The 11,650-nt window shown below is 65.2% G+C and carries 10 protein-coding genes; 6 read left to right on the plus strand and 4 right to left on the minus strand.

Annotated features, from left to right (window positions below; genetic code table 11):
* Positions 1 to 56 precede the first annotated feature (56 nt).
* The 4 genes from BI327_RS20055 to BI327_RS20070 are packed head-to-tail and all read right to left on the minus strand — an operon-like array spanning position 57 to position 3,716.
* Complete coding sequence (locus BI327_RS20055; RefSeq protein ID WP_076862515.1) at positions 57 to 1,052, minus strand: alpha/beta fold hydrolase; 996 nt, start codon at positions 1,050 to 1,052, stop codon at positions 57 to 59.
* 11 nt (positions 1,053 to 1,063) lie between these two features.
* Complete coding sequence (locus BI327_RS20060; RefSeq protein WP_076862516.1) at positions 1,064 to 2,614, minus strand: WS/DGAT/MGAT family O-acyltransferase; 1,551 nt, start codon at positions 2,612 to 2,614, stop codon at positions 1,064 to 1,066.
* Between the two features lie 53 nt (positions 2,615 to 2,667).
* Positions 2,668 to 3,459: an alpha/beta hydrolase gene (locus tag BI327_RS20065; RefSeq protein ID WP_076863089.1), complete on the minus strand. Its 792-nt coding sequence runs from the start codon at positions 3,457 to 3,459 to the stop codon at positions 2,668 to 2,670.
* A gap of 8 nt (positions 3,460 to 3,467) precedes the next feature.
* Positions 3,468 to 3,716 (minus strand): DUF6489 family protein, encoded by a 249-nt coding sequence (locus tag BI327_RS20070; RefSeq protein WP_076862517.1) that lies wholly within the window; start codon positions 3,714 to 3,716, stop codon positions 3,468 to 3,470.
* Between the two features lie 373 nt (positions 3,717 to 4,089).
* Here BI327_RS20070 and BI327_RS20075 point away from each other — a divergent pair, with 373 nt between their 5' ends.
* The 6 genes from BI327_RS20075 to BI327_RS20100 all read left to right on the plus strand — a co-directional run bounded on the left by BI327_RS20075 (position 4,090) and on the right by BI327_RS20100 (position 11,643).
* Positions 4,090 to 5,688, plus strand: a complete 1,599-nt coding sequence (locus tag BI327_RS20075; RefSeq protein ID WP_076862518.1) for an ABC transporter substrate-binding protein — start codon at positions 4,090 to 4,092, stop codon at positions 5,686 to 5,688.
* 103 nt (positions 5,689 to 5,791) lie between these two features.
* Positions 5,792 to 6,772 (plus strand): ABC transporter permease, encoded by a 981-nt coding sequence (locus BI327_RS20080; protein ID WP_076862519.1) that lies wholly within the window; start codon positions 5,792 to 5,794, stop codon positions 6,770 to 6,772.
* A gap of 11 nt (positions 6,773 to 6,783) precedes the next feature.
* The gene (locus tag BI327_RS20085) at positions 6,784 to 7,743 is read left to right on the plus strand and encodes an ABC transporter permease (protein WP_076862520.1); all 960 of its coding nucleotides are present in this window, start codon (positions 6,784 to 6,786) and stop codon (positions 7,741 to 7,743) included.
* Positions 7,740 to 8,723 carry an ABC transporter ATP-binding protein gene (locus BI327_RS20090; protein WP_076862521.1) on the plus strand — a complete coding sequence of 328 codons (984 nt, stop codon included), beginning with the start codon at positions 7,740 to 7,742 and terminating at the stop codon, positions 8,721 to 8,723. The genes BI327_RS20085 and BI327_RS20090 overlap by 4 nt, the downstream gene beginning before the upstream one ends.
* Positions 8,720 to 9,715, plus strand: a complete 996-nt coding sequence (locus tag BI327_RS20095; RefSeq protein ID WP_076862522.1) for an ABC transporter ATP-binding protein — start codon at positions 8,720 to 8,722, stop codon at positions 9,713 to 9,715. The genes BI327_RS20090 and BI327_RS20095 overlap by 4 nt, the downstream gene beginning before the upstream one ends.
* A 122-nt stretch (positions 9,716 to 9,837) precedes the next feature.
* Positions 9,838 to 11,643, plus strand: coding sequence for a gamma-glutamyltransferase family protein (locus BI327_RS20100; protein WP_076862523.1), 1,806 nt, complete (start codon positions 9,838 to 9,840; stop codon positions 11,641 to 11,643).
* Positions 11,644 to 11,650: the final 7 nt, after the last annotated feature.

Here is an 11,650-nt window from a genome sequence, read left to right on the forward strand (position 1 = left end):
TGCGGGTAGATGGATTGCTTCGCTTCGCTCGCAATGACGGCGCTAGTGTCTCACCCTCACCCAAACCGCTTTCTGCGCCATTCGATCAGCTTGGCGCTGACTTCGTCAGGCTTTTCCTGCTGCGTCCAATGGCCGCTGTCCTTGACCAGGTACTTCTCGAGGTCCGGCACCAGCTTCTCCATGCCGTCGGCCGCCGAGGGCGGCAGCACCGCGTCGTTCTCGGCCATGATCATCAGCGACGGCACCCGCACATGGTGGTCGAGCCCGGCCGAGCGCTCCCAGTTGCGGGTGAAGTTGCGATACCAGTTGATGCCGCCGGTGAAACCGGTCCTGGTGAAGGTGTCGACGAACACCTTCTTCTCGTCCGCCGTCAGGATCGGCGTCCGCGGATCGTGCTTGGCGTCGTAGTTCGCGATCATCTGCGGGAACGCCAGATTGAGCCGGGCCGAGGCGCCGACGCCGGCGATCGGCTGCTCGGGTGGGGCATCCGCCGGACGCGGCGCCGGCTTGCGCATGAAGGCGTCAAAGGTCTGCTCGACCCGGCTGCCGAAGATCCGGTCCGGCTCGCGCGCCGGATCCTGGAACTGGACGATGTACATGTGATCGCCGAAGCGCTGGCGAAACAGCGCGATCGGGTCAACAGGCGCCCGGTCCCAATGCGGCGTGTTGACGCCGACGACGCCGGCGACCCGCTGATGATGCCGGAGCGGCATCTGCCAGACGACGAAGCCGCCCCAGTCGTGACCGACGAAGATCGCCTTGTCGATCTTGAGATGATCGAGCAGGCCTATGAGGTCACCGGTCAGGTGCTCCATGTCATAGGCTTCGACCGGCTCCGGCCGGTCGGTCGCGCCGTAGCCGCGCTGATCCGGTGCGATCACCCGGATGCCGGCCTCGCCCAGCGCCTTGATCTGGTGGCGCCAGGAGAACGCCAGTTCGGGCCAGCCGTGGCACAGCACCACGGGCGGCGTGTCGGTCCTGGGGCCCGCTTCGTAGAACCCCATGCGGATTCCGTTCGTCTCGGCGAACTGCAGCGGTGGCATCTCAATCATTGAAGCAATTCCTATTCGGCTGCGCCCTTGATGTCCGCGGGCGGGGGAGCAAATGCCGCCTCGAGTGCATCGAACTCGAGCGGCAGCATGTCGCACATCACCTGCACGTGGGGAATGATGTTGGCGCCGACGATGAACCCGAAATCGAGCTGATCGCGGTAGCTCTGCACGGTGATGTTGAGCGCAACGCCGTGGGTCGAGATCGAAACCGGGAAGATGTGCAGCAGCTCGGCGCCCGCCGCATACAGCGTCTGCCGCGGTCCCGGCACGTTGGAGACCGTGATGTTGGTTGCCGGCGGCAGCACGTTGGAGAGGTCGGAGCGGCTGTAGAGCAGCGCCATGATCTGCACCAGGATCGGCGCACCCAATAGCGAGATGTTGGTCACCTGCGGCACCAAAGCGCGCAACGGATGCGACATCTCCTTGGACTTGGTGGACTGCGCGATGATGGTCTCGAGCCGCTTCCTTGGATCCTCGATGTCGGTCGCGATCGAGCAGATCATGCCGAACACCTGGTTGTTGGATTCGGCGTTGCCCTCCTCGCGCAGCGAGATCGGCACGCCGGCGGTCAGCGACTTGTTCGGCAGCGCGCCCTGGCTGATCAGATAGCGCCGCACCACGCCGGAGGCGAGCGCCAACACGACGTCGTTGAGCTTGCCGCCCGACGCCTTCGCCACCGCCTTGGCGCGCGACAGCGAGATCGAGGTGCCGGCAAAGCTGCGCTCCGACGAAATCGCCTTGTTGAGGATGGTCGGCGGCGAGGACATCGCCTGCAGGCTCTCGCGCGACCTGGGATCGGCGACCTTGGCGACGACGTCGGACAGGCTCTTCATGACGGTCGGCATGGAGCCCGCGAACTTCACCGCGCTCTCGATCTGGAACATGGCATTGTCGAACAGGATCGAGCCGAGGTCGCTCTTGCCGGAACGCGGCAGCTCCAGGCTCTTCTGCGCGGTCGCGGCCGCCTCGAACGGCTGGGTCCAGAGCTGCTGATAGGCATCGATCAGATTGGCGGCGATGTCGCGCGGCTCCTGCGCGACCTTCTTCGCGCTCGGCGGCTCGATCTCGCGCGGCACCGGCGTCAGGTCGTAGATCATGCTGGTCAGCGCAGCACCGGCGCCGCCGTCGATGCAGGCGTGGTGCATCTTGGAATAGAGCCCGATCTCGTTGTCCTTCATGCCCTCGAAGACGTAGAATTCCCAGAGCGGACGGGCGCGGTTCAGAAGCTTGGCGTGCATCCAGCCGACGATCCGCTCCAGCGTGGCGCGGTCGCGCGGCGCCGGCAGGCTGGCGCGGAAGATGTGGCGGTCGATGTCGAACTGGTCGTCCTCGATCCAGGACGGGTGATCGATGTCGAGCGGCGCCTTCTGCAGGCGCGCCTTGAGGATCGGCGCGATGTGCAGCCGCGAGGCGATCATCGCCTTGAACTCCTCGAAGAAGTCGCCCTTGTAGCCGTCAGGCAGGCGGAAGATCGCCATGCTGCCGACATGCATCGGCATTTCCGGCGTTTCCAGATACAGAAACGATGCGTCCAGCGAGGACAGCTTCTTGGCGTCGCTCATGATCTCCTCCCGAGAGCCAACTCACGCGGGCGCCTTGGCGGCGCTTCTCGTCGTTAGGATAGTGCCTGTTCTGCCGGCCCGTAGGCAATGGCAAAGGGGCCCGACCGGTCAAAATGCCGGAACTCCCCTTCCGGCTGCGCCAGCCGGTCCGCGATCGCCCACAAAGCTGCGGGGTTGACGCCGAGGCCGATATGGCTGGCGAAATGCACCTCGATGTTCTCGGCGGTCGCCGACGGCCGCAGCCGCGAGGTCCGCCAGTTCACGATGCCGTCGGTGCGGGAATAGATCGAGGTGGCCGGCACCGGCATGTCGCCCGCGATCGCCGCGCGAATCTCGGGGATGGCGTCCACCCCCTCGCCGGACAACAGCTCGTACAGCCGGGTCGCGTTGGTGGCGCGAATGTCGTCGGCGAACGGACTGCCGAGCGTGATGATGGAACGCACCAGCTCCGGCATCTGCGACGCCAGGTCGCGCGCATAGACGCCACCGAGGCTCCAGCCGATGATCGAGACCTTGCGGCCGGACGCCTCGTGAACCCGCTTCAGCAGGTCGCGCAGCGCAGCCCGCCTGCTGGAGATCCCGCCGAAATTGCGGCCCATGTTCCAGGCATAGGCGTCGTAACCGAGCTCCTTCAGATAGCGCCGCATCGGCGCCATCGACAGGTCGCTGGCGAGGAAGCCCGGCAGCGCCAGCACGGGATGGCCATCGCCCTTCGGCGCCTGCATCAAGAGAGGCGACAGCAGCAGGCTCGAATTCAGCTCGAGCACGCCGCGCGCTTCCGCCAGCATCAGGAACAGGCTGGGCGGGCGCAACCGGCGTTCGGTCCCATCAGCGCTCCTGTCCATGTCGGCCACTATTTCTTCTTGCTCGTGCCGCCGAAGCCGGCCATCGCCACGAACATGTCCTGGAAGCGCTCGGCCAGCTTGGGATCGAAGGTGAACCAGCTCTGCATCAGCGATTCCGGCGAGATCTTGTCGATGTTCGAGGTCATCTGCTGCTGCAGCTTGTCCATGACGGCGGTCTGCATCGGCGCCACGTCCGGCAGGCCGAAGAATTGCCGCGCTTCAAGGGGCGTACAATCTATCTCGACGTTGACCTTCATATCCGCCTCCTCAAATGCGCCTTGACCCACCTTAGTATCGCCGCGACGGGGTGCGTTGCGCAAGTGAGCCCTTCCCGCCCCGAGGTGCAGTCGGCCTCAATCATCCGTTATGGTCAACCAAACCGTTTTGGGCGACCGGCATGACGGGCCCGCCGGCGATCGTTCGCATGACCGGCAAGCGGCACGCCGAAAGTCGAATGTCGCGCGTTCGCATCGGCCGTCACTCTCAAACCTGCTCATTGCGCCGCACCCGCGCGAACCGATTAACCCTTTGGGAAATCGCGCTTGCGCGGCCGGTAAACTCTGGCAACATGGATCAATAATACCAGCCGGACAAAGCAGCCGGCGGACAAAAACGGGGACGCGGGATCACATGTCGGTACGTTGGAGTTTGTTTGCGGCGACTGCCGCCGCGCTGGTTGCCCTTGCCTTGCCGGCATCGGCCCAGACCTTGAAATACGCCAACCAGGGCGAGCTCAAGTCGCTGGATCCCTACACCCTGAAGGAAACCACGACGATCGCGCACCATGCCCACGTCTACGAGGGCCTTACCGCGCGCGACAAGGACCTCAAGATCATTCCGGCACTGGCGGAAAGCTGGGAGACGCTGAGCCCGACCAAATGGCGCTTCCATCTGCGCAAGGGCGTGAAATTCCACAATGGCGATCCCTTCACCGCCGACGACGTGCTGTTCTCCGCCGAGCGCGTCCGCGCCAAGGGCTCCAATTTCCTCAGCAACGTCCCGGCCGACGCCAAGTTCACCAAGGTCGACGACTACACGGTCGACGTGACGCTGGACTCGCCCAATCCCATCCTCACCTCGCAATGGGATAGCTGGTACATCATGGACAAGAAGTGGTGCGAGGAGAACAACTCGGTCGCACCGACGCCGGCCTCCGCGACCACGCCGAGCTACGCGGCGCTGCACGAGAACGGCACCGGCCCCTTCACGATCGAGAGCCATCAGCCCGGCGTGAAGACCGTGTTCAAGGCGTTTCCAGGCTATTGGCGCAAGCCCGAGCATAATCTCAAGGAGATCATCTTCACCCCGATCGGCTCGGACGCCACCCGCGTCGCCGCGCTGCTCTCGGGCGAGGTCGATGTCATCGAACCGGTTCCGCTGCAGGACATCCAGCGCGTCAATTCCAGCGGCGTCGCCACCGTCATGACCGCGCCGGAGATCCGCACCATCTTCATCGGCATGGATATGGCGCGCGACGAGCTGTTGTTCTCCAATATCAAGGGCAAGAATCCGTTCAAGGACATCAAGGTCCGCGAAGCCTTCTACAAGACGATCGACGTCGACCTGATCAAGACCCGCGTGATGCGCGGCATGTCGACGCCCTCGACGCTGATGATCGCGCCCGAGCTCTATCCGCTGTCGAAGGAGTTCACCCGGCCGAAGCTCGATCCCGAAGGCGCCAAGAAGCTGCTGGCCGAAGCCGGCTATCCGAACGGCTTCGAAGTCACGATGGATTGCCCGAACGACCGCTATGTCAACGACGCCGCGATCTGCCAGGCGGTGGTCGGCATGCTGGCCCGCATCGGCGTCAAGGTGAACCTGCTGGCGCAGCCGAAGGCGCAGTATTTCGGCAAGGTGCTGAAGCCCGGCGGCTACCAGACCTCGTTCTTCATGCTGGGCTGGACGCCCGCGACGTCAGACTCGCACAACGTGCTGCACGACATCCTCGGCTGCCGCGACGATCCGAAGGATTCCACAAGGGGCGAAGCCAATCTCGGCGGCTATTGCAACAAGGAAGTCGACGCGCTCACCGACAAGATCCTGGTCGAGAGCGATACCGCCAAGCGCGACCAGCTGATCAAGCAGGCCTACGAGATCGTCATCAAGGATTACGGCTACATTCCGCTGCATCAGCAGCCGCTGGTGTGGGGCGTGTCGAAAAAGGTCAAGCTGACCCAGCGCGCGGACAACCAGGTGCTGCTGTACTGGGCGACCAAGCAGGGTGAATAGTGGTTTCGGCGAATTGGGTCCCGGAAGCGCAGGCTTCCGGGACCTCGCGCTTTCCGGCCGCGCAAAGCCGCGCGCCAAATGTCAAAAGCAGTGAAAGGTAGAGATGCTCGCTTTCACTCTTCGCCGCTTCCTGCAGGCGATCGGCGTCATGCTCGCCGTAGGCGTCATCGCGTTCGCGATGTTCCGCTTCGCCGGCGACCCGGTCAACCAGATCGTCTCGATCGACACCTCGGCCGCGCAGCGCGCTGAGATCCGGCATTCGCTCGGCCTCGACGATCCCGTGCTGGTGCAGTTCGGCCGCTACTTCATCAATGCGCTGCAGTTCAAGTTCGGCGTGTCCTACCAGTTCCGCCTGCCGGTCTCCTCGCTGCTGGCCGAGCGACTGCCGGCGACGCTGGAGCTCGCGATCTGTGCGACGCTGTTTGCGATGGTGGCCGGCATCCTGATGGGGGTCTATTCGGCACTGCGCCGCGACACCATCCTCGCCCGATTATTCCAGGCGGTATCGCTGATCGGCATCTCGCTGCCGACCTTCCTGATCGGCATCCTGCTGATCTACCTGTTCGCGGTGACCCTGGGCTGGCTGCCCTCGTTCGGCCGCGGCGAGGTGGTGAAGCTCGGCTGGTGGTCGACCGGGCTGCTCACCGTCTCCGGCTGGAAGGCGATCATCATGCCGGCGATCACGCTCGGACTGTTCCAGATGACCCTGATCATGCGGCTGGTGCGCGCCGAAATGCTGGAGGTGTTGCGGACCGACTATATCCGCTTCGCCCGCGCCCGCGGCCTGACCACGCGCGCGATCCATTTCGGCCACGCGCTGAAGAACACCCTGGTTCCCGTGATCACGGTGGCCGGACTTCAGTTTGGCTCGGTTATTGCTTTCTCGATCATCACCGAAACCGTGTTCCAATGGCCGGGCATGGGGCTTCTGTTCGTGCAGGCCGTGCAGAACGTCGATATCCCGATCATGGCCGCGTATCTCTTGATGGTCTCGCTGATCTTCGTCACCATCAATCTCGTGGTCGACATCCTCTACACCGTGGTCGATCCGCGCTTGCGCTCGCCCGTCGGCCGCGCGGCGTGAGGGATCAACCGATGTCCGACGCCGTCGTCCCCCATCGCTCCGAGGATCACCACGCACCCACAGGCTGGTTCAAACGCGCGCTCGATAGCGACATCTTCTATTCGTTTCGCCGGTCCCGCCTGACCATGGTCGCCGCCGCGATCACGCTCACGTTCTTCCTGCTGGCGATCTTTGCCTCATGGCTTGCGGTGCAGAACCCGTTCGATCCGGCGCAGCTGCAACTGATCAACTCGCGGATCGCGCCGCTGTGGACCGCCGACGGCCAGAGCCCGTTCCTGCTCGGGACCGACGAGCAGGGCCGCGACGTGCTCTCGGCGATCCTCTACGGCCTGCGCATCTCGCTTGCGGTCGGCATCGCTGGCGTGGTCTTCGCCGGCGCGCTCGGCATCGCCCTCGGCCTGATCGCCGGCTATTTCGGCGGCGTGGTCGACAGCGTCATCATGCGGATCGCCGACGTGCAGCTCACCTTCCCGGCGATCCTGATCGCGCTATTGGTCAACGGCGTCGCCAAATCGCTGCTCGGCAACCGGCTCGACGAGATGAGCACGCTCGGCGTGCTGATCATCGCGATCGGGCTCAGTTTCTGGGTGCAGTATGCCCGCACCGTGCGCGGTTCGGTCATGGTCGAGAAGAACAAGGATTATGTCGCGGCGGCGCAGCTGATCGGCCTGCCGGCGCCGAAGATCATGCTGCGGCACGTGCTGCCGAACACCATGGGCCCGATCCTCGTCATCGCCACCATCAACCTCGCGCTCGCAATCATCACCGAGGCGACGCTGTCGTTCCTCGGCGCAGGGATGCCCGACACCATGCCCTCGCTGGGCACCCTGATCCGGATCGGCAACAACTATCTGTTCGCCGGCGAATGGTGGATCGTCGCCTTCCCTGGCATTGCGCTGGCCGGCCTCATCCTCTCCATCAATTTGCTCGGCGACTGGCTGCGCGACGCCCTCAACCCGAAGCTCCGATGACCCAGCCTGTTCTCTCCGTGCGCAATCTCGAGGTGGAATTCGTCACCCGCCGCGCGACGTTGCGCGCCATCAACGGCGTGTCATTCGACATCGCCAAGGGCGAGGTGCTCGGCGTGGTCGGCGAGTCCGGCGCCGGCAAATCGGTCACCGGCCTTGCCGTGATCGGCTTGATCGATCCGCCCGGCCGCATCTCCGCCGGCGAGATCGAGCTGTCGGGCACCCGGATCGACCATCTTCCGCCGGAAGAGATCAGGCGCGTCCGCGGCAAGCGGATCGGCATGATCTTCCAGGATCCGCTGACCAGCCTCAATCCGCTGTACCGGATCGGCGACCAGATCATCGAGACCATCCGCACCCACACCAACTTGAGCGAAAGCGCCGCGCGCAGGCGCGCCATCGATCTGCTGGCCGAGGTCGGCATCCCCGCGCCGGAAAAGCGCATCGACGGCTACCCGCACGAATTCTCCGGCGGCATGCGCCAGCGCGTCGTCATCGCGCTCGCGATCTGCGCCGAGCCCGAGCTGATCATCGCCGACGAGCCGACCACCGCGCTCGACGTCTCGGTGCAGGCGCAGATCATCGCGCTGATCAAGCGGCTCGGCCGCGACCATGGCACCGCCGTGATGCTGGTGACCCACGACATGGGCGTGATCGCCGAGACCTGCGACCGCGTCGCGGTGATGTATTCGGGCCGCATCGCCGAGATCGGCCCGGTGCAGGAGGTGGTGCGCAATCCCTTGCATCCCTACGCCCGTGGCCTGATGGGCGCGATCCCGACGCTCGCGGGCGAGGACAAGCGCCTGGTGCAGATCCCGGGCTCGATGCCGCGGCTGTCGGCGATCCCGCCGGGCTGCCCGTTCAATCCGCGCTGCGCGTTCGCCTTCGATCGCTGCCGCATCGAACGTCCCGAGCCGATCCGGCGGGGCACCCAATCCGTCGCCTGCCATCTGTTCGAGCCCGCGAAGGAGACCGCGGCATGAGCGGGACATTGATCGAGGTCAGGAATCTGCGCCGCGTCTTCGATGTCTCGAAACCGTGGCTCAACCGCGTGATCGAAGGCGGCCATCTCGAATTCCTGAAAGCCGTCGACGGCGTCTCTTTCGACATCAAGCGCGGCGAGACCTTTGCGCTGGTCGGCGAATCCGGCTCCGGCAAGACCACGGTCGCACGCATGGTCGTCGGCCTGTTGCCGCCGAGTTCGGGCGAAGTCGTCATCGACGGCGTCTCGATGACCGATCCGCGGCAGGGCCAGGCGCGCCGCCGGCTGCGCCGGCGCATCCAGATGGTTTTTCAGGACCCCTATGCGAGCCTCAATCCGCGCTACCGGGTCGCCGCCATCGTCGCCGAGCCGATCCGCGCCTTCGACCTGATCCAGGGCGAGCGCGACATCAAGGCCCGAGTCGGCGAACTGCTGTCGCTGGTCGGCCTGCACCCCGACGACGGCCAGAAATTCCCGCATGAATTTTCCGGCGGCCAGCGCCAGCGCATCGCGATCGCCCGCGCGCTGGCGTCCGAGGCCGAGTTCATCGTCTGCGACGAGCCGACCTCGGCGCTCGACGTCTCCGTGCAGGCGCAGATCCTCAATCTGATGCGCGACCTCCAGGACAAGTTTGGCCTGACCTATCTCTTCATCAGCCACAATCTCGCGGTCGTCCGCCACATGGCGAGCCGGATCGGTGTGATGTATCTCGGCCGCATCGTCGAGATTGCCGAGGGCCGGCAATTGTTCGAGAACCCACGGATGCCCTACACCAGGATGCTGCTCGGCGCGGTTCCGGATCTGGCGATGTCCGGCCGCCAGCGCATCCCGGTCAAGGGCGAGATCCCGAACCCGATCGATCCGCCGCGCGGCTGCTCGTTCAACCCGCGCTGCCCCCTCGCCTTCGATCTCTGCCGTGAGAAGACGCCCGAGCTGATCGATGGCGTCGCCTGTCACGCCGTCAACAGTCCTGCCGCCGCCGTACCAGTGTGATCACGCGGATGGGAGCGGCCATGTCTACCAAGCGGTTGGCATACCAGCCCACCTGTGATCAAGTGCGCGCGCAAAAGGCCCAACGGGCCACCCAAGAACAAACCGCGTAACGGTCAATCGCCATGAGCAACGTCAACCCCGATCCATTCACGACACGGCCCGAGATCGAAGGGACATTCGGCGTCGTCACCTCGACGCACTGGATCGCCACCGCAGTCGGCATGGCGACGCTGGAAAAGGGCGGCAACGCCTTCGACGCGGGCGTTGCAGCCGCCTTCACGCTGCAAGTCGTCGAGCCGCATCTGAACGGCCCCGGCGGCGACGTCCCGATCATCGTACACGACGTCAAACGCGGCAAATCCGAAGTGATCTGCGGCCAGGGCCCGGCGCCGGCCAAGGCCACGATCGCGCACTACCGCAGCGAGGGCCTCGAGATGGTGCCCGGCACCGGCCTGCTCGCCGCCTGCGTGCCCGGCACGTTCGAAACCTGGATGCTGCTGCTGCGCGACTACGGCACCATGAAGCTGCGCGACGTGCTCGAGCCCGCGATCGGCTATGCCCGCGACGGCCACCCGCTGGTCGAGCGTGCGTCCGCCACCATCAAGACCGTGGAGCAATTGTTCCGGAAATACTGGACCACGTCGGCCGACGTCTATTTGCCCAACGGCGAGGTGCCGAAGCCCGGCACCCTCTTCACCAACAAGAAGCTCGCGGAGACTTACACGCGGATCCTGACCGAGGCGGAGAGCGCAGGCGGCGACCGCGTGGCGCAGATCGAGCACGCGCGGCAGGCCTGGTCGAAGGGCTTCGTTGCGGAGGCGATCGACAGATTTTGCCGCACTCAGGAGGTGATGGACGTCTCGGGATCGCCGCATCGCGGCGTGCTGTCGGCCGACGACATGGCGCGCTGGCAGCCGACCATCGAGGCGCCGCTCACTTATGACTACGGCCGCTACACCGTGCAGAAATGCGGGGTCTGGAGCCAGGGTCCGGTGATGTTGCAGCAACTCGCGCTGCTCAAGGGTTTCGAGCTCGACGGGCTCGATCCCGCAGGCCCCGACTTCATCCATCTGCAAATCGAAGCCGCCAAGCTCGCCTATGCCGATCGCGAGACGTTCTATGGCGACCCCAAGTTCACCGACATCCCGATCGAGACGCTGCTGTCGGACGCCTATAACAACGAACGGCGCAAGCTGATCTCGAAAGACAAGGCCTCGCTCGACTTCCGCCCCGGCTCGGTCACGGGTTTTGGCGGCGTCGTGAAGCTGCGCCACGCCGAAGGGCACCGCGAAGCGGTCGGCGCGATGGGCGCGGGCGAGCCGACCGTCGGCCGATTCGGCGAGGTGCGCGGCGACACCGTGCATTTCGACATCATCGACAAGGCCGGCAACATGATCTCGGCGACGCCGTCCGGCGGCTGGCTGCAATCCTCGCCTGTGATTCCCGAAATTGGCTTCTGCCTCGGCAGCCGCGCCCAGATGTTCTGGCTGGAGGAAAACCATCCTGTCTCGCTCGCGCCGGGCAAGCGACCGCGCACCACGCTGTCGCCGACCATGGCGCTGCGCGACGGCGAGCCGTATCTCTCCTGGGGCTCGCCGGGCGGCGACCAGCAGGACCAGTGGATCACGCAGTTCTTCCTGCGCCATGTCCATGCCAGGCTCAATTTGCAGGAGGCGATCGACGCGCCGGCCTGGCACTCCGAGCATTTCCCGATCTCGTTCTGGCCGCGCACCTCGCGCCCCGGCGTGCTGGTGCTGGAAAATCGCGTGCCGAAATCGACCATCGACGAATTGAAACGCCGCGGCCATGTGGTGGAGATTGGCCCCGATTGGTCGGAAGGCCGCCTCACCGCGGCCTCAAAGGTCGGCCCCCGCCGCCGCGCCGCCGCCAACCCGCGCGGCATGCAGGGCTACGCCGCGGGGCGCTAGAGGTTTC

The sequence above is a fragment of the Bradyrhizobium mercantei genome (genome assembly GCF_001982635.1).
Classification (GTDB): Bacteria; Pseudomonadota; Alphaproteobacteria; order Rhizobiales; family Xanthobacteraceae; genus Bradyrhizobium; species Bradyrhizobium mercantei.